Origin of the sequence: Paraburkholderia phymatum (assembly GCF_040965635.1) — a bacterium.
Taxonomy (GTDB): Bacteria; Pseudomonadota; Gammaproteobacteria; order Burkholderiales; family Burkholderiaceae; genus Paraburkholderia; species Paraburkholderia phymatum_B.
In genome coordinates this window covers 33,892-51,910 of sequence record NZ_JBFRCH010000020.1, presented here as the reverse complement: position 1 = coordinate 51,910, position 18,019 = coordinate 33,892, and the positions used below count along the sequence as shown (strand labels likewise).

17 protein-coding genes are annotated in these 18,019 nt (G+C 64.6%); 14 read left to right on the top strand and 3 right to left on the bottom strand.

The window, feature by feature from the left end; genetic code table 11:
* The first annotated feature begins 56 nt into the window (after nt 1–56).
* The 3 genes from AB4Y32_RS27060 to mtgA are packed head-to-tail and all read left to right on the top strand — an operon-like array spanning nt 57 to nt 3,830.
* Entirely contained in the window at nt 57–2,180 is a 2,124-nt protein-coding gene (locus tag AB4Y32_RS27060; RefSeq protein WP_368724308.1) for a ribonuclease catalytic domain-containing protein, read from the top strand.
* Nucleotides 2,177–3,046, top strand: a complete 870-nt coding sequence (gene aroE / locus AB4Y32_RS27055; protein WP_368724307.1) for a shikimate dehydrogenase — start codon at nt 2,177–2,179, stop codon at nt 3,044–3,046. Before AB4Y32_RS27060 ends, aroE begins: the two co-directional genes overlap by 4 nt.
* Nucleotides 3,047–3,095: 49 nt before the next feature.
* The gene (gene mtgA, locus AB4Y32_RS27050; RefSeq protein ID WP_368724306.1) at nt 3,096–3,830 is read left to right on the top strand and encodes a monofunctional biosynthetic peptidoglycan transglycosylase; all 735 of its coding nucleotides are present in this window, start codon (nt 3,096–3,098) and stop codon (nt 3,828–3,830) included.
* 75 nt (nt 3,831–3,905) lie between these two features.
* On the opposite strand, the gene AB4Y32_RS27045 is transcribed toward mtgA, so the two are convergent.
* On the bottom strand, nt 3,906–4,421 hold the full coding sequence (locus AB4Y32_RS27045) for an outer membrane protein (protein ID WP_368724305.1): 516 nt from the start codon (nt 4,419–4,421) through the stop codon (nt 3,906–3,908).
* Nucleotides 4,422–4,984: 563 nt separating this feature from the next.
* On the opposite strand from AB4Y32_RS27045, the gene AB4Y32_RS27040 reads away from it, so the two are divergent.
* The 11 genes from AB4Y32_RS27040 (at nt 4,985) to pyrF (ending at nt 16,796) form a co-directional block, all read left to right on the top strand.
* Entirely contained in the window at nt 4,985–5,992 is a 1,008-nt protein-coding gene (locus AB4Y32_RS27040) for an IclR family transcriptional regulator (RefSeq protein ID WP_368724304.1), read from the top strand.
* Entirely contained in the window at nt 5,989–7,035 is a 1,047-nt protein-coding gene (locus AB4Y32_RS27035; RefSeq protein ID WP_368724303.1) for a 2-dehydro-3-deoxygalactonokinase, read from the top strand. Before AB4Y32_RS27040 ends, AB4Y32_RS27035 begins: the two co-directional genes overlap by 4 nt.
* A 97-nt stretch (nt 7,036–7,132) precedes the next feature.
* On the top strand, nt 7,133–7,813 hold the full coding sequence (locus AB4Y32_RS27030) for a 2-dehydro-3-deoxy-6-phosphogalactonate aldolase (RefSeq protein ID WP_087735183.1): 681 nt from the start codon (nt 7,133–7,135) through the stop codon (nt 7,811–7,813).
* The gene (locus AB4Y32_RS27025) at nt 7,810–8,586 is read left to right on the top strand and encodes an SDR family oxidoreductase (RefSeq protein WP_368724302.1); all 777 of its coding nucleotides are present in this window, start codon (nt 7,810–7,812) and stop codon (nt 8,584–8,586) included. The genes AB4Y32_RS27030 and AB4Y32_RS27025 overlap by 4 nt, the downstream gene beginning before the upstream one ends.
* Before the next feature lie 180 nt (nt 8,587–8,766).
* On the top strand, nt 8,767–9,765 hold the full coding sequence (locus AB4Y32_RS27020; RefSeq protein ID WP_368724301.1) for an arabinose ABC transporter substrate-binding protein: 999 nt from the start codon (nt 8,767–8,769) through the stop codon (nt 9,763–9,765).
* A 185-nt stretch (nt 9,766–9,950) separates the two neighbouring features.
* Nucleotides 9,951–11,465, top strand: a complete 1,515-nt coding sequence (gene araG / locus AB4Y32_RS27015) for an L-arabinose ABC transporter ATP-binding protein AraG (RefSeq protein ID WP_368724300.1) — start codon at nt 9,951–9,953, stop codon at nt 11,463–11,465.
* A gap of 128 nt (nt 11,466–11,593) precedes the next feature.
* Complete coding sequence (gene araH / locus AB4Y32_RS27010; protein WP_368724299.1) at nt 11,594–12,610, top strand: L-arabinose ABC transporter permease AraH; 1,017 nt, start codon at nt 11,594–11,596, stop codon at nt 12,608–12,610.
* Nucleotides 12,611–12,647: 37 nt separating this feature from the next.
* Nucleotides 12,648–13,448 (top strand): SDR family NAD(P)-dependent oxidoreductase, encoded by an 801-nt coding sequence (locus AB4Y32_RS27005; protein WP_368724298.1) that lies wholly within the window; start codon nt 12,648–12,650, stop codon nt 13,446–13,448.
* Nucleotides 13,445–14,407, top strand: a complete 963-nt coding sequence (locus AB4Y32_RS27000) for an SMP-30/gluconolactonase/LRE family protein (protein ID WP_368724297.1) — start codon at nt 13,445–13,447, stop codon at nt 14,405–14,407. The genes AB4Y32_RS27005 and AB4Y32_RS27000 overlap by 4 nt, the downstream gene beginning before the upstream one ends.
* Before the next feature lie 342 nt (nt 14,408–14,749).
* On the top strand, nt 14,750–15,814 hold the full coding sequence (locus tag AB4Y32_RS26995; protein WP_368724296.1) for an aldose 1-epimerase: 1,065 nt from the start codon (nt 14,750–14,752) through the stop codon (nt 15,812–15,814).
* A gap of 160 nt (nt 15,815–15,974) precedes the next feature.
* Nucleotides 15,975–16,796, top strand: coding sequence for an orotidine-5'-phosphate decarboxylase (gene pyrF / locus AB4Y32_RS26990; protein ID WP_368724295.1), 822 nt, complete (start codon nt 15,975–15,977; stop codon nt 16,794–16,796).
* A 31-nt stretch (nt 16,797–16,827) separates the two neighbouring features.
* Here the strand turns inward: pyrF and AB4Y32_RS26985 are convergent, their stop codons facing one another.
* Nucleotides 16,828–17,343 carry a cupin domain-containing protein gene (locus AB4Y32_RS26985; protein ID WP_368724294.1) on the bottom strand — a complete coding sequence of 172 codons (516 nt, stop codon included), beginning with the start codon at nt 17,341–17,343 and terminating at the stop codon, nt 16,828–16,830.
* A 126-nt stretch (nt 17,344–17,469) separates the two neighbouring features.
* Nucleotides 17,470–17,970 carry a CinA family protein gene (locus AB4Y32_RS26980; protein ID WP_368724293.1) on the bottom strand — a complete coding sequence of 167 codons (501 nt, stop codon included), beginning with the start codon at nt 17,968–17,970 and terminating at the stop codon, nt 17,470–17,472.
* Nucleotides 17,971–18,019: the final 49 nt, after the last annotated feature.

Below are 18,019 nucleotides of genomic sequence, written 5' to 3'. Positions count from 1 at the left end.
CGCACAATCACGCAGCACCGCGCGCCGGCCGACGCAAGCCAGAACGAGAGTATTGAGTGAACGTTTTCTTTGAGGAATCGGGCAGTTTCAAGGCGGGCAGCGTGCTGTCGCGTCAAGGCGACGCGTTCCAGGTCGAGCTGCCTGGCGGACGCCGCGCGAAAGTCCGCGCGAAAGACGTGCTGATCGAGTTCGAGAAGCCGACGGCGGGCGAGCTGATGGAGCAGGCCGATGCCGTCGCGCAGGAGATCGATCTCGACTTTCTGTGGGAATGCGCGCCGGAAGAAGAATTTCCGTTTGCGACGCTCGGCGCCGAGTATTTCGGCGACTCGTTCGGACCCGTCGAGCGCGCGGCGCTGATCCTGCGCATGCACGGCTCGCCCGTCTATTTTCGCCGCAAGGGGCGCGGCCAGTATCAGCGCGCGCCCGAAGAGCAACTGAAAATGGCGCTCGCGTCGCTCGAGCGCAAGCGCCAGCAGGCGCTCGTCCAGCAGAGCTACGAAGAGGAACTGAAGGCGGGCCGCCTGCCGGACGGATTCCAGAGCAAGGCGCTCGGACTGCTGACGAGGCCCGACAAGAACGCGATCGAATACAAGGCGCTCGAAGCGGCAGCGGCGGCGCGCGGGATTTCGGCGGCGCGTCTGATGCTCGAATGCGGCGGCATTCCGTCGGCGCGCGCGCTGCACGAAGCGCGTTTCCTGTCCGAATACTTTCCGCACGGCACGGGTTTTCCGCACGTGACGATCGGCGAGCTGCCGGACGATTTGCCGCAAGCCGAAGTCGAAGCCTTCTCGATCGACGACGTGACCACGACTGAAATCGACGACGCCTTCTCCGTCGAGCATCTGGCCGACGGGCGCGTGCGAATCGGCATTCACATTGCTGCACCCGCGCTCGGCATCGCACGCGGCGATGCCGTCGATGCGATCGCGCGGGGCCGTCTGTCGACCGTGTACATGCCGGGCGACAAGATCACGATGCTGCCCGATTCCGTCGTGGACAAATTCACGCTCGCCGAAGGCGGCTTGCGGCCGGCGCTGTCGCTGTACAGCATCGTGAATCGCGAGACGCAGGAAATCGTCGCGAGCGAAACGCGCGCCGAACTCGTCTACGTGAAGAACAATCTGCGCCACAACACGCTCGACGAACTCGTGACGGAAGAGGCGCTCGCCAACGGCACGGGCGACTATCCGCACAAGGAAGACATCGCGGTGCTGTGGCCGTTCGCGCAGTCGCTGTTCGAGAAGCGCCAGGTCGCGCGCGCGGGCTACGGCCTGAAGCGCGAAGTGCAGCGCAATACCGATTTCAACTTCTACGTCGAAGGCGAGCACGTGTCGATCACGCCGCGCCGACGCGGTTCGCCGCTCGATACGATCGTCGCCGAACTGGCGATCCTCGCGAACTCGACGTGGGGCGCGTTCCTGCACGATCACGGCGTGCCGGGCATCTACCGCTCGCAGCGCGCGTTCGGCGCGCCGACGGGCCCGAAACGCACGCGCATGCAGACGACGGCCGCGCCGCACGAAGGCCTCGGCGTTGCGCAGTACGCGTGGAGCACGTCACCGCTGCGCCGCTATGTCGACCTCGTCAACCAGTGGCAGCTGATCGCTTGCGTGCAGCACGGCGTGACGGCCAAGCTCGTGTCGCCGTTCAAGCCGAAGGACGCCGATCTGTTCGCCGTCGTGCAGGGCTTCGACGACACCTACAGCGCATACGCCGATCATCAGCGGCGCATGGAGTATTTCTGGTGTCTGCGCTGGCTCACGCAGGAGAACAGGAAGCAGGTGGTCGCGTCGGTGGTGAAGGGCGATCTCGTGCGGCTCGAAGAAGTGCCGCTGCTGCTGCATGTGCCCGGGCTCGGCGTGCATGCGCGCGGCACGCGGCTGATGCTCGAAGTGATGTCGGTGGATGAGCTGACGATCGAGGCATCGGTGCGTCCGCTGCACGTGCTCGATGCGCCGACGGTGACGAGCGGCGCGGAAGAAGAGGACGAGGGCGACGAGGAGATCATCGACGCCGCCGACGCATCCGCCGAAAGCGAAGCGGAAGCGCAGGCCGAGGCCGATACCGCGACGAACGCGGCGGACGGCGAACCGGCCGCCGGAAACGATTCGTCGGATTCTGCTGATCAAAAAGACCCGAAACAGGACGTGGGCCATCACGCGACGGAGCCCAGCCGATGAGCACAACGCCGCTCCAGCGCGACCGCTATGCGGTGATCGGCAATCCGATCGCGCACAGCAAGTCGCCGTTCATCCATGCGCGTTTCGCCGAGCAGACAGGCGAGCCCGTCGAATACGGCCGTCTGCACGCGCCCGTCGATCAGTTCGCGGCGCACGTGCGCGCGTTCATCGACGAAGGCGGGCGCGGCCTGAACGTGACCGTGCCGTTCAAGCTCGACGCACACGCGTTCGCCACGTCGCTGTCGCCGCGCGCGGCCGCGGCGGGCGCGGTCAATACGCTGCGCTTCGAGAAGGACGGCAGCATCTACGGCGACAACACCGACGGCTTCGGCCTCGTGCGCGACATCGAAGTGAATCTGCGCGTGCCGCTCGCGGGTGCGCGCGTGCTGCTGCTGGGCGCGGGCGGCGCGGCGCGCGGCGTCGTGCTGCCGATACTCGAGCGCAAGCCGCATACGCTGACCATAGTGAACCGCACGGCATCGAAGGCCGACGCGCTGATCGCGCAGTTCGCGAGCGCGGCAAGCGACGCGGCGTGCCGTCTGACGGGCGGCGGCGCCCAGGCGATCGAACCGGGCGCGTACGACGTGATCGTCAACGCGACGGCGAGCAGCCTCGATGCGTCGCGTCCCGAGTGCGACGACGGCGCGTTCGGCGCGGGCACGCTCGCGTACGACATGATGTACGGCGCGCAGCCGACCGTGTTTATGCAGCACGCCAGCAAGCTGGGCGCGCGCGCGGCGGACGGACTCGGCATGCTGGTCGAGCAGGCGGCGGAGTCGTTCTTCGTGTGGCGCGGCGTGCGTCCCGATGGCGCGCCCGTGCTCGCCGCGCTGCGCGAGATGCTGCGCGCGCCGCAAAGCGCGTGAGCGCGAGCAGCGCCCACGCGTTCCCCGACTTCACGGCACAGCGACGACGATGACACAAACGAGGCGTGCGAGCAGGCCCGGATCGAATGCGGGGCCGACGCGCTGGGTGGCCTACGCAGTCGCGGTGTTCGTCGCCGCCTGGTTCGCAACGCAGTTGTTCTACTTCGCGCAAATCGCGTTATGGAATTACGTGAATCCGCGATCGACGGCGTTCATGCGTTCCGACGCCTGGCGTCTGTCGCAGGATCGTCCCGATCTGTCGATCCAGCGCATATGGGTGCCCTACGATCAGATCTCGCGCAATCTGAAGCGCGCGATCATCGCGTCGGAAGATGCGAATTTCGTCAATAACAACGGCTACGAAACCGACGCGATTCTCCAGGCTTGGGAGAAGAACAAGGCGCGCGGCAAGATTGTCGCGGGCGGTTCGACGATCACTCAGCAGCTCGCGCGCAATCTGTTTTTGTCGCGAGAAAAGAGCTATATCCGCAAGGGCCAGGAACTGATCATCACGTGGATGCTCGAGACGCTAATGGACAAGGAGCGAATCTTCGAGATCTATCTGAATTCGGTCGAATGGGGCAATGGTGTGTATGGCGCGGAAGCGGCGGCGCGCTATTACTTCAAGACGTCGGCGGCGAAGCTGACGGCGGGCCAGTCGGCGAGGCTCGCGGTGATGCTGCCGAGACCGAAATACTTCGACGAGCATCGCAGCTCCGGCTATCTCGCGCAGCGCGCACGGGTCATCGCCCGCAGAATGGGCGCGGCGGAATTGCCGGATTGATTGTCCGGTTTCAAGGCGTAATAAAAACGGCGATTATTTTCCGGATAATCGCCGTTTTTATTTTGACGAGTCGGGCTATTTGAATCTGTAATTCGCTCCGACGGTAATGCTGTTATTTACCCAATGGGTATTGTATGCATTGGCTGCATCATGAGTCCATTCGGAGAACAAGCTCACATTTTTCGTGAATTGATATTCGACGCCAATGCCGTAATGGAAGGCCGACGAGGGCCAGTTGGTGGTTACGCCAAGGCGCGCATACGGCATGAATCGATCGATCGGATAGCCAATCTTTGCATCGACTCCGCCGTCCTTGTAGGTCGCGGAACCGTGGTGCAGATCGGCGAATGCGTCAGCGCCAAGTACCAACGGGCCAAGATTGAAACCATAGCCGACCACCACGCCAGGGAAGAACGTCGTGTGCGACGGCTTTGCCATTGCGCCCGATGCACTCGAAAAGTTCGCACCAGCCTTGACGCCGACATAAGGACCGGAGAAGTCAGCTACCAACTGATCGTGCGTCGGTTGTGCGTGAGCCATGCCGGCGCCGACAATTGCCGCGCATATAAATAGCGGTTTGAATCTGTTCATGATTTTATCGGTATTTTAAATTGAGTTGCGAGAATGCCAGCGAATCGAAAATGTTCGGCATTGGCCTGGTTTGGACAACTGTCGGCGGCATTTAGTGATTTGCTTTAGCGTAAGCAGGCTAAGCAAGCAAAAGCGGACTCTCAATCGGATGACTCCGAAACCCATATCGCCCATCTTTGATTTCGCTAATTCCTGACTACAGACACTTATCGCCAGGCAGGAGGATTGTGGATATTTCTGTCGGATATTCCGTAGCTCCGTCGCCGGCGGCGTCGTCCCAACATATGAGCGTTGCGTTCATATGTTGGTGAATCTCAAAAAAGCGCCCTACAATCCGGTTCAACAAGCCGAACGACACCGGCAAGAATCACCGCTCCCTCGCCAACGCCATGCGCGGCGCATGAAGCGGGATGAAACTGGAGACGCCACGCCATGCTTTCCTGCACCTTGCTGCACGACACGCGCGCTGCGCACACACTGCACGCGCCACTTCGAGTCGCTCCGGACGCGAGCCGCCAAGCCGGCACCTCGCGGTAACCCTCTCTGCACGTTGCCCACCCGCCATGAACAAAGCGATGACTACCCACGCCGAGTCAGAAGCGCCAGATGTGCAGGACGCGTCTGCAGCATCCGAAGCGTCTGAAGCACCGGAAGCACCAGGAACGCAGAAGGGCGACGCCGCGCGTAAGCCCGCGCCGCGCTCCGCGAACGGTGCCGTCGTTCCGACGCCGCCCGCCGACAGCATCGGCCTGCCGAGCACGCTGCTCGACATCACGCCGCAGCAGGCGGGCACGCAGACGCTGCTGCGCGGCCTCGCGATTCTCGAAGCCGCTGCAGCGGGCGTGCGCGATCTGCGCACCTTCGGCGCCGCGCTCGGCACGACGCGCAGCACGACGCACCGGCTCGTCAGCAGCCTCGTGCAGGCGCGTTATCTGCGCCAGGTGCAGGGCGGCTATCTGCTCGGTCCGAAGCTGATCGAGCTCGGCACGATTGCGCTCGAACAGATGCCGCTCACGACGGTCGCACGTCCGCATCTGGAGTCGCTCGCCGAAATGACGCACGACACCATCCATCTCGGCGTGCGCGACGGCGACGACGTGCTGTACATCGACAAGATCCCCGGCACGCGCGGCCTTGAAATGCGCTCGCGCGTCGGCCACCGGATGCCGCTCGCGTCGACGGGCATCGGCAAGGCGATGATGCTCGACCTCGTTCCCGATCAATGGCAGTCGCTGTTCGACGCGTCGCGGCGCGCGCTCGCGGGCGTCAGCTTCAAGCCCGACAACCGGCCCGATCAGCAGACCTTCATGCAGCGCATGACGAACTACTCGGCGGGTGGCTTCACGTTCGATCTCGAAGAGAACGAAGCCTCGATCCGTTGCGTGGCCGCGCCCGTGCGCGACGCGTCGGGTTCGATCGTCGCGGCGCTGTCGGTGGCGAGCACGATTCCGTACATGTCGCTCGAGCGCATGGACGAGCTGATTCCCGTCGTGCAGCGCGAAGCGCGCGCAATCTCCGAAGAACTGGGCTGGCGTGTTCCGCAACCGACTACGCGCAGGATCAAACGATGACTCAGACGGGTTCGACCCTGTCCATGCAACGCGCCGAGCCGGCAAGCGGCGCCGCGTTGATCGCGCTCGACTGGGGCACGACCTCGCTGCGCGCGTATCTGTTCGACGCGAACGGCGCGGTGCTGGAGACGCGCGCATCGACGGCAGGCATCATGAATCTGCCGCGCCCCGCTGCGGAAGGCGGTTTCGATGCCGCGTTCGATGCCGCGGTCGGCGCGTGGCTGGACCGCTCGCCCGAACTGCCCGTGATCGCTGCGGGCATGGTCGGCAGCGCGCAGGGCTGGAAGGAAGCGCCGTATGTGAATACGCCCGCGAGCGCCGATGCGCTCGTCGACGGCATCGTGCGCGTGCAGACGGCGCGCGGCGTGCCGCTCAACATCGTCCCCGGCGTGCTGCAGAACGGCGAGCTGCCGAACGTGATGCGCGGCGAGGAAACACAGATTTTCGGCGCGCTGGCTTGCGCCGCTGCGTCGGGCGCCGCTGCATCGGCGGCCGGCAAGGGCGTGCTGATCGGCCTGCCCGGCACGCACGCGAAATGGGTGATGGTGCGCGACGCGAAGATCGAGCGCTTTCACACGTTCATGACGGGCGAAGTGTTCGCGGCGCTCACCGAGCACACGATTCTCGGCCGCACGATGGTCACGCCCGACCGTCCCGACACGGATGCGTTTCTGCGCGGCGTGCGAGTCGCCCGCGAAAAGGGCCAACCCGGCGTGCTTGCGACGATCTTCAGCACGCGCACGCTCGGCCTGACGGCTCAACTGACGCGCGAGCAGCAGCCCGACTATCTGTCCGGTCTCCTGATCGGCCACGAACTGGGCGGCCTCGAAGCCGCGCTCGCGCAACAGCAATCGACGCTCGCCGGCCGGTCGTTGCAACTGATCGGCAACGAAGCGCTGTGCGAGCGCTACGTGCTCGCGCTCGACCAGTTCGGCTGCCATCGGGCGGAACTCGTGAGGCACGCGACGGAGCGCGGCTTGTGGCGCATCGCGACGCAAGCAGGCCTCGTCGGCGAGGCGTCGGGCGCCGCGCAGGCGAACTGAAGCGACCTGAAGCGACCTGAAGCGACCTGAAGCGGAATCGACCTGAAGCGGTGGGCGACGAACAGCAACTGACACAGCAAGCGATATAGGAACCGACATGCAACTCGATCTGAATCTGCCCGCACCGTATCAGCCGCACGCCGGCCTGATGGCCGCTTTCGAAGCGTGTCCGCTGATTGCGATCATGCGCGGCATCACGCCGGCCGACGCCGCCGATCACGGCCGCGCGCTCTACGAAGCCGGCTTCCGGATCATCGAAGTGCCGCTGAATTCGCCGAATCCGTTCGACAGCATTTCGGCCATTCGCCAGGCCATTCCCGTCGATGCGATCGTCGGCGCGGGCACGGTGCTGCGCGGCGAGCTCGTGCACGACGTGAAGGCGGCGGGCGGCGAGCTGATCGTGATGCCGCACAGCGACCCTGAAGTGGTGACGACGGCGAAGTCGCTCGCGATGGCCTGCGCGCCCGGCGTCGCGACGCCGACGGAAGCGTTCCTCGCGCTGAAGAACGGCGCCGACGTGTTGAAGATGTTCCCGGCCGAACAACTCGGCTGCCAGGTCGTGAAGGCGTGGCGCGCGGTGATCCACAACGACGTGCCGTTGCTTCCCGTCGGCGGCATCGCGCCGGACAACATGGGCCCGTTCCTGAGCGCGGGCGCGAACGGTTTCGGGCTGGGCTCGGCGCTGTACAAGCCGGGTCAGCCGGCGACGGCGACGGCTTCGAACGCGAAGGCGTTCATCAACGGCCTGCGCATCGCACGCGCGGGCGTGAAGAAATGAACCGCCTCGCGGGCAAGGTCGCGCTGGTGACGGGCGCGGGACGCGGCATCGGCGCAGCGATCGCGGCGGCGTTCGCACGCGAAGGCGCGGCAGTCGTGCTGGCGGAACTCGATATCGAAACAGCACGAAAGACGGCCGCCGACATCGCGTCGCAAACGGGCGGCAAGACGCTCGCCGTGCAGACGGACGTCACGCAACCGGCTTCCGTGCAGCGCGCGGTGAGCGAGGGCGAAAAGGCGTTCGGCCCGATCGGCGTGCTCGTGAACAACGCGGGCATCAACGTCTTTTGCGACCCGCTGACGATGACCGACGACGACTGGCGCCGCTGTTTCGCCGTCGACCTGGATGGCGTGTGGAACGGTTGCCGCGCGGTGCTGCCGGGGATGGTCGAGCGCGGCGAGGGCAGCATCGTGAACATCGCGTCGACGCACTCGTTCAAGATCATTCCGGGCTGCTTTCCGTATCCCGTCGCGAAGCACGGCGTGATCGGCCTCACGCGCGCGCTCGGCATCGAATACGCGCCGCGCAATGTGCGTGTGAACGCGATCGCGCCCGGCTATATCGAAACGCAGCTGACGCACGACTGGTGGAATACGCAATCCGATCCGGCCGCTGCGCGTCAGGCGACCCTCGATCTGCAGCCGATGGGACGCATCGGCAAGCCGGAGGAAGTTGCGATGACAGCCGTTTTTCTCGCGTCGGATGAAGCGCCATTCATCAACGCGAGTTGCATCACGGTCGATGGCGGACGCTCTGTGCTCTATCACGACTGAGCCGTACAGAAGAAAGCGGAACGAAGCAGTAGCGAAGGAACAGAAGAAAAGCAGCAAAGCCGCCTCGCAAGAAGAGGCGACGGTGTCGACCGCTTGACGCGCTGGCCGCGTGTGTCAAAGCCGGTACAAGAAGACGCGGCCAATACCTTCTCGTTACTCACTAGTCAGGAGACACGCATTATGAAACGCAGAATTTTCCTCACGCTGGCAGCGGCGGCGACGGCGGTGCTCTTCAACGCACCCGTCGCGCAAGCCGCCGACCCGGTCAAGATCGGCTTTCTCGTGAAGCAGCCGGAAGAGCCGTGGTTCCAGGACGAGTGGAAGTTCGCCGAAACGGCCGCCAAGGAAAAGGGCTTCACGCTGGTGAAGATCGGCGCGCCGTCGGGCGAGAAGGTGATGAGCGCAATCGACAACCTCGCTGCGCAAAAGGCGCAGGGCTTCGTGATCTGCACGCCGGACGTGAAGCTCGGACCGGGCATCGTCGCGAAGGCGAAGGCTGACGGCCTGAAGATGATGACGGTGGACGACCGTCTCGTCGACGGCGCGGGCAAGCCGATCGAATCGGTGCCGCATATGGGCATCTCGGCTTACAACATCGGCAAGCAGGTCGGCGAAGGCATCGCGGCTGAAATCAAGAAGCGTGGCTGGGACGTGAAGGAAGTCGGCGCGATCGACGTGACCTACGAGCAGCTGCCGACGGCTCATGACCGCACGTCGGGCGCAACGGATGCGCTCCTTGCCGCCGGTTTCCCGAAGGCCAACGTGATCGCCGCGCCCCAAGCAAAGACCGACACGGAAAACGCGTTCAACGCAGCGAACATCGCGCTGACGAAGAATCCGCAGTTCAAGCACTGGGTCGCCTACGGCCTGAACGACGAAGCCGTGCTCGGTGCGGTGCGCGCAGCGGAAGGCCGCGGCTTCAAGGCCGACAACATGATCGGCGTCGGCATCGGCGGCGCGGACTCGGCATTGAACGAGTTCAAGAAGCCGAACCCGACGGGCTTCTTCGGCACCGTGATCATCAGCCCGAAGCGCCACGGCGAAGAGACGTCGGAACTGATGTACGCGTGGATCACGCAAGGCAAGGAACCGCCGAAGCTCACGCTGACGCAGGGCATGCTCGCCACGCGCGACAACGTCGGCGAAGTGCGTGAAAAGATGGGCCTCGCAGCGAAGTAAGCGGGCAGAAGGGCGCAGGCGCGTGAATGCCGTCGGGCGGCATTCACGCGCTGCGCGCAGGACGGAACGGATCGGAAGCAGGCGAAGGCAAGCCGTCGTGCAGGCGAACAAGAGACGACTATGCAGACGACTATGCAGACGACCGCGGCCAGCGCGAAGGATCAATCGAAGCAACAGGAGGCAAAGTGTCAGCGACGCTGCGTTTTGACAATATCGGCAAGGTGTTTCCAGGCGTGCGTGCGCTCGACGGAATTTCTTTCGACGTGCACGCTGGCCAGGTGCATGGCCTGATGGGCGAAAACGGCGCAGGGAAATCGACCCTGCTGAAAATTCTCGGCGGTGAATATCAGCCGGATTCCGGCCACGTGCTGATCGACGGCAACGAGGTGCATTTCGCGAATGCAGGCGCGTCGATTGCCGCGGGGATCGCGGTGATTCACCAGGAACTGCAGTACGTGCCGGACCTGACGGTATCGGAAAACCTGCTGCTGGGCCGCTTGCCCAACACGATCGGCTTCGTGAAGAAGGCCGATGCGAAGCGCTACGTGCGCGAGCGGCTCAAGGCGATGGGCGTCGATCTCGATCCGAACGCGAAGCTGCGCAAGCTCTCGATCGCGCAACGGCAGATGGTCGAAATCTGCAAGGCGCTGATGCGCAACGCTCGCGTGATCGCGCTCGACGAACCGACGAGTTCGCTGTCGCATCGCGAGACGGAAGTGCTGTTCAAGCTGGTGCGCGATCTGCGCGCCGACAACCGCGCGCTGATCTACATCTCGCACCGGATGGACGAGGTCTATCAGCTGTGCGACGCGTGCACGATCTTCCGCGACGGCCGCAAGGTCGCGTCGCATCCGACGCTCGAAGGCGTGAGCCGCGACACGATCGTCAGCGAAATGGTCGGCCGCGAAATCTCGGACATCTACGGCTACCGGCCGCGCGACCTGGGCGAAGTGCGCTTCTCGGCGAAGAACATCGAAGGCCGTCCGCTCGCCGAGCCCGCGAGCTTCGACGTGCGGCGCGGCGAGATCGTCGGCTTCTTCGGTCTCGTCGGCGCGGGCCGCAGCGAACTGATGCACCTCGTCTATGGCGACGATCCGAAGAAGGGCGGCGAGCTCGTGCTCGACGGCAAGCCGATCAAGGTGAAGAGCGCCGGCGAAGCGATCCGCCAGGGCATCGTGCTGTGCCCGGAAGACCGCAAGGAAGAGGGCATCGTGGCGATTGCGTCGGTCGCGGAGAACATCAACATCAGCTGCCGCCGTCACTATCTGAAGGCGGGCGTGTTTCTCGACCGCAAGAAGGAAGCCGAAACGGCCGACCGCTTCATCAAGCTGCTGAAGATCAAGACGCCGAGCCGCCGTCAGAAGATTCGCTTCCTGTCGGGCGGCAACCAGCAGAAAACGATTCTGTCGCGCTGGCTGGCCGAGCCCGATCTGAAGGTGGTGATTCTCGACGAGCCGACGCGCGGCATCGACGTCGGCGCGAAGCACGAGATCTACAACGTGATTTATCAGCTCGCGGAGCGCGGCTGCGCGATCGTGATGATTTCGTCGGAGCTGCCTGAAGTGCTGGGCGTGTCCGACCGTATCGTCGTGATGCGGCAAGGGCGCATTTCCGGCGAGCTGCCGCGCGGCGCAGCGACCGAGCAATCGGTGCTGAGCCTCGCGCTGCCGAAGAGTTCGTCGACGGCGCAAGCGGCATGAGTTTGCGCAGGACGTTTGCGCGCGTCGCGAACGAATACTGCGAACGAGCACTGAACGAGATCTGAATCCGACCGGGACGACAGCCCCGATAGACCGACAGCCCGTGGGGAACGGGAGGAGTGAACCAAATGCAAGCCAGAGAAAACCTCGCGCAACAGGCCGCCAAGAGCGCCGCCGAAGCGCTGATTCCGCAAGCCAGCGACAAGCAGAAGTGGTGGCAGCAGATCACCGAGTACAGCCTGATCGTGATCTTCGCGGTGATGTTCATCACGATGTCGCTGACCGTCGATCACTTCTTCTCGATCGAGAACATGCTGGGCCTCGCGCTGTCGATCTCGCAGATCGGCATGGTCGCGTGCACGATGATGTTCTGTCTCGCGTCGCGCGACTTCGACCTGTCCGTCGGCTCGACGGTGGCGTTCGCGGGCGTGCTGTGCGCAATGGTGCTGAACGCGACGGGCAACACGTTCATCGCGATCTTCGCGGCCGTCGTGGCGGGCGCGGTCATCGGCTTCGTGAACGGCGCGGTGATCGCGTACTTGCGCATCAACGCGCTGATCACGACGCTCGCAACGATGGAAATCGTGCGCGGCCTCGGCTTTATCGTGTCGCATGGGCAGGCAGTGGGCGTGTCCTCGGATACGTTCATCGCGCTCGGCAGCCTGTCGTTCTTCGGCGTGTCGCTGCCGATCTGGGTGACGCTGATCTGCTTCATCGCGTTCGGCGTCATGCTCAACTCGACAGTGTACGGCCGCAATACGCTCGCCATCGGCGGCAATCCGGAGGCATCGCGTCTCGCCGGCATCAACGTCGAACGCACGCGCGTCTTCATCTTCCTGATTCAGGGCGCGGTGACGGCGCTGGCAGGCGTGATTCTCGCGTCGCGCATCACGTCGGGTCAGCCGAACGCGGCGGAAGGCTTCGAGCTGAACGTGATTTCGGCGTGCGTGCTGGGCGGCGTGTCGCTGCTCGGCGGCCGCGCGACGATTTCGGGCGTGGTGATCGGCGTGCTGATCATGGGCACCGTCGAAAACGTGATGAACCTGCTGAACATCGATGCGTTCTATCAGTACCTCGTGCGCGGCGCGATCCTGCTCGCGGCCGTGCTGCTGGACCAGTTGAAGAACCGTGGCTCGCGCGACTGATCGCGCGCAACAACCAACGTCAGAAGGAAACCGAACGATGTCGTCTCCGGCCAACGCGAATGCGCGCGACGAACACAGCGTCTATGCGCGCTATCCAAGCCTCGTGGACCGCACGGTGCTGATCACGGGCGGCGCGACGGGCATCGGCGCGTCGTTCGTCGAGCAGTTCGTCGCGCAGGGCGCGCGCGTCGCGTTCTTCGATATCGACGAAACGGCGGGCGATGCGCTCGCCGACTGCCTCGGCGATTCGCGCCACAAGCCGCTCTTTCTGTACGTCGATCTGATGGATATCGACGCGCTGAGGAAAGCGATCGCCGACGTGCGCGCCGCGGTGGGTCCCATCTCGGTGCTCGTCAACAATGCGGCGAACGATCAACGCCACAAGATCGAGGACGTCACACCTGAATCGTTCGACGCGGGCATCGCCGTCAACGTCCGTCATCAGTTCTTCGCGGCGCAGGCCGTTGCCGACGACATGAAGGCAGCGAGAGGCGGCTCGATCATCAACCTCGGCTCGATCAGCTGGATGCTGAAGAACGGCGGCTATCCCGTGTACACGATGGCGAAGTCGGCCGTGCAGGGGCTCACGCGCGGGCTCGCGCGCGATCTCGGTCCGCACAACGTCCGCGTCAATTCGCTGGTGCCGGGCTGGGTGATGACGGAAAAGCAGAAGCGCTTGTGGCTCGACGATGCGGGGCGGTTCGCGATCAAGCAGGGCCAGTGCATCGACGCCGAGCTGCTGCCCGAAGACCTCGCGCGGATGGCGCTTTTCCTCGCCGCCGACGACAGCCGCATGATCACCGCGCAGGACGTGATCGTCGATGGAGGCTGGGCATGAGCGACAGGACGCGAAGCGCGACGGAAAGCGAAGCGAACGACGCGGCGCCGAACGGGCAGGCGGCGCTGCTCGTCGATTCGCAATGCGCGCTTGGCGAGGGCGCGACGTGGGATGCGCGCGGCGGCTTCTTCTACTGGACCGATATTGAAGGCGCGCGTCTATGGCGGTACGATCCGCGCGATGGACGCAGCACGTTCTGGAGCATGCCTGAGCGGCTCTCGACATTCGCGCTCTGCGCCGATCCGCATTACATGCTGTTGGGTCTTGCGTCGCGGCTCGCTTTCTTCGAGCTTGCAACGGGACAGATCGAGCACATCGTCGATGTCGAAGCGGACATGAATACGCGCGTCAACGATGGACGCTGCGATCGCCAGGGGCGCTTCGTGTTCGGCACGAAGGACGAAGCGTCGCCCGTGCAGCCGATCGGAGGGTTCTACCGGCTGAATCACGATCTGTCGCTGGAGCGTTTGCCGTTGCCATCGCCGGCGATTTCGAACAGTATCGCGTTCAGCCCCGACGGCTCGACGATGTATTTCTGCGATTCGCCGACGCGCGAAATTCGTGCGTGCGATTACCAGGCGGACGGCCGCGTTTCGAACGAGCGCCTGTTCGCGAAGCTGACCGACGCAACGGGCGAGCCGGACGGCTCGACGGTCGATAGCGATGGCGGACTGTGGAACGCGCAATGGGGCGGACGACGCGTCGTGCGCTATGACGCGAGCGGCGTCGAGACGGAACGCATCGACGTGCCGACCGCGCAGCCCAGTTGCGTCGCGTTGGGCGGCGCGCAGATGGGCACGCTGTATGTGACGAGCGCGCGTGTCGGGCTCGAAGAGCAGGCGCTCGCTGCCGATGCGCTCGCCGGTGGCGTGTATGTCGCGACGCAGGGCCGGCGCGGCTTGCCGGAGCCTGTGTTCAACGGCTCGCCGTTGGCGCTCGCGGGTAGCAGGGGCGCGTAGCCGGTTGGAGCGAGATGCGCGCTATCGGAGGTGGTCGGTAGTCCTGGCAAATGGGCGGGGCAAATGCCCGTAGCAAATGCGCGTGGCAAATGGGCGTAGCAAATGCGCGTGGCAAATGCCCGAAGCGAAGCGCGGCCCAAAGCGCGTAGCAAACACGCGAAGCACGTGATCGAAAGAAGCATTCTGGAGCAGGGCAGTCCGCGCCCCGAAGGAAGTCCACGCGAGGGGCAGCATGCAGCAAAGACCCAAGAGGCGGCCGCTACGCCGCGCCGCCCGCATAAGCCGCCGTCTGCCGTCCAAAGCGCCGATGGCGATGTTCGATGCCTCTCATGGGAGCCTGATATGACTGTCGCGAATTCCGCTGTTCCGTCGTCTCCTCAGTCTCGCGCGCGGCGAGCGCGTCTTGCGGCCGCCGTGCAGCAACCGGTGCTGGCCGGGCCGAGCACGTCCGCAGTGGCGGTCGGCGCGGCGAGCGCCGGCGACGTCGCGTGCGTGACGCTCGCCAATTCCCTGTTGCGGCTCGACGTGGCGCCGACGCTCGGCGGCGGCATCACGCGCTTCGACTTCCGCAACGAAGGCACGCTCGTGCCCGTGTTCAGGCGCTGCCGCCATGTCGATGCGGACACCGACGCGAACGATCTCGCGTGCTATTCGCTGCTGCCGTATTCGAACCGGATCGGCGGCGGACAATTTACGCTGGGTGAGCGTGTGATCGACGTGCCGTGCAACCGCGCCGGTGAGCCGCTCCCCATCCACGGCGACGGCTGGCTCGCGAAGTGGGACATCGCAGCCGCCGATCACGACAGCGTCACGCTGACGCTCGACCGGCGCGACGGCAAGCCCTACGCGTATCGCGCGAAGCAGACTTACGCGCTCGAAGGCGCGACGCTCGTCATTACGCTCGAAGTCGAAAACACGGGACGCGAAGCGATGCCGTTCGGCGTCGGCGTGCATCCGTTTCTCGTGCGCGATGCCGACACGCAACTGTCGGCGGCAGCGGCGGGCCTCTGGCTTTCCGGCGACGACTGGCTGCCCGTGCGCCACGTTCCCGTGCCGCCCGCGTGGCAGTTCGGGGTTGCATATCCGCTGCCGCGCTCGATCGTCAATCATGCATTCACTGGCTGGAGCGGACACGCAACCGTGGTGTGGCCGAAGCGCCGGCTGTCGCTGACGATATCGACGAGCACCGAGTACTACATCCTCTACACGCCGACATCGAAGGACTTCTTCTGCTTCGAGCCCGTCGATCACCCGATCAACGCGATGAACCTGCCGGGCGGCGCGGCCGCCAATGGCATGACGATGCTCGCGCGCGGCGAGCGGCTCGTGCGCTCGTTCAGCTTTACCGTCGAGCGAACGGGATTGCGCGCGATGGCGGGCGGACGCGGCGCGAAGCGCGGGCAATGAGCGCGGCGCTCTCGTGATTGGCATGTGGTTGCTGAGTGGTCGTTGCCTGGTCGCTGCGTGGTCGCTTTGCAATGGCTGCGCGCGGACAGGCTGCGTCCACATCCGGCGGCGCGGGTAAAATACGCGGCTCATCAGTCATTGACGCGCCGCGAGATTTTCTATGTCCACATTCATCCAGACGCTCGACCACGCATGGCAGACCACGAATTCGCTGCTGTGCGTCGGACTCGACCCTGAGCCGTCGAAATTCCCCGGCACGTACGCCAACCGCTCGGACGCGATCTTCGATTTCTGCAAGAAGATCGTCGATGCGACGGCACCCTACGCATCGTCGTTCAAGCCGCAGATCGCGTACTTCGCCGCGCATCGCGCCGAAGAGCAGCTGGAGCAGCTGATCGCGCACATCCATCTGAAGCACCCGGGCCTGCCTGTGATTCTCGACGCGAAGCGCGGCGACATCGGCAGCACGGCGGAGCAATATGCGCGCGAAGCGTTCGACCGTTATCGTGCCGATGCCGTGACGGTGAATCCGTACATGGGTTTCGATTCGATCGAGCCCTACCTGGAACACGAGGGCAAGGGTGTGATCGTGCTGTGCCGCACGTCGAACCCGGGCGGCTCGGACCTGCAGTTCCTGGAGACGGGCGGCCGTCCGCTGTATCAGACCGTCGCGCGCCTTGCGGCGGAAAAGTGGAACGCGAAGGGCCAGTTGGGCCTCGTCGTGGGCGCGACGTTCCCGAAGGAAATCGAAGTGGTGCGCGGGATCGTCGGCGAGATGCCGCTGCTGATTCCGGGCATCGGCGCGCAGGGCGGCGACGTCGAGGCGACGGTGAAGGCCGGCCGCACTGCGGCGGGCACGGGGATGCTGATCAACTCGTCGCGCGCGATCCTTTACGCGGGCAAGGGCGACGACTGGGCGGAAGCAGCGGCGCAGGCGGCGAAGGATACGCGCGACCGTATCAATGCGTACCGGCAGGCATAACGAAAAGCTGTGCTTTTGATGGGGCGGCCGGTCAGCGCTGGCCGGCCGTGGGGCCGAGCTTCACGATCAGATCGCGATGCTGCGGGAACTCGTTCAGCAACGCCTCGACGCCGGCGATTTCGAATTCGCTGAACTCGAATCCCGGCGCGACCGTACAACCGACGAGTGCAACGCTCGTCGCATCGTCGCACCGGGCGGCGAACCAGCGGCCGGATCGAACGACGGCCTGAAACACGCAATCGGCTTCGGCGATCGCATCGCCGAGCCGATGAACGGTGAGCGCGCCGTCGTCTTCGAGCACGTACACATTGAGCGGATCGCCGGCGTAGAAGTGCCAGAGTTCGTCGGACTTGATCCGGTGCCACGCGGAGTGCGCGCCATCGCAGAGAAGGTAGTAGATCGCGGTGGATGCCGAGCGGCGTTCCGTCGAATCCTCGCGACAAATCGAATCAGCGGCGCGGTAGGTCTCGCGGAAGAAACCGCCTTCGGGATGCGGCTGGAGATCGAAGCGGCGGATCAGTTCATCGCGGTCAGTATTCGTGGCCATGATCTTCCGAGGAGCGCAAAGGCGGCGTGGGCTGCGTGTGAATGATGCGACGGGGAAACGGCGCGAGAACTAAAAAGAATCTAGCGATTCAGGCCGCTTTTCTCGCAAGGAACAAGGAAAGAAAAATCAACGCTCGCGCTCGTCGAGCAAAGTCAAAAGCCCGCGCAGCGCATGTGTCGCGGCCTGCACTCTGACCCGCTCGCGATCGCCTTTGAAAACCAGCGTCTCGACGACGGTATGCAGCCGGTTGCTCCAGCCGAAACACACCATGCCGACAGGCTTGGACTCGGTTCCGCCGCCGGGCCCGGCCACGCCCGTGATCGACAGCGCGATCTGCGCGCGGGAATTCCTCAATGCGCCTTCGACCATCGCCCGCGCAACAGGCTCGGACACCGCGCCATGCTTGTCGATCAGATCGGACGGCACGCCGATCATTTCGATCTTCGCCTGGTTGGAGTACGTCACGAAGCCGCGCTCGAACCATCCGCTGCTGCCCGAAATGTCGGTGATGGCCGTCGCGACCATCCCGCCCGTGCAGGATTCAGCCGTGGCAAGCATCAGCCGCTCGTCACGCAGACGATTGCCGGCGCGAATCGCGAGTTGATGAACGACGGAATCGGTAGCCATGCTGGACTCCGGGTAAGAGCGACGCCAGGGGCGCCGGGAGCACAAGGAG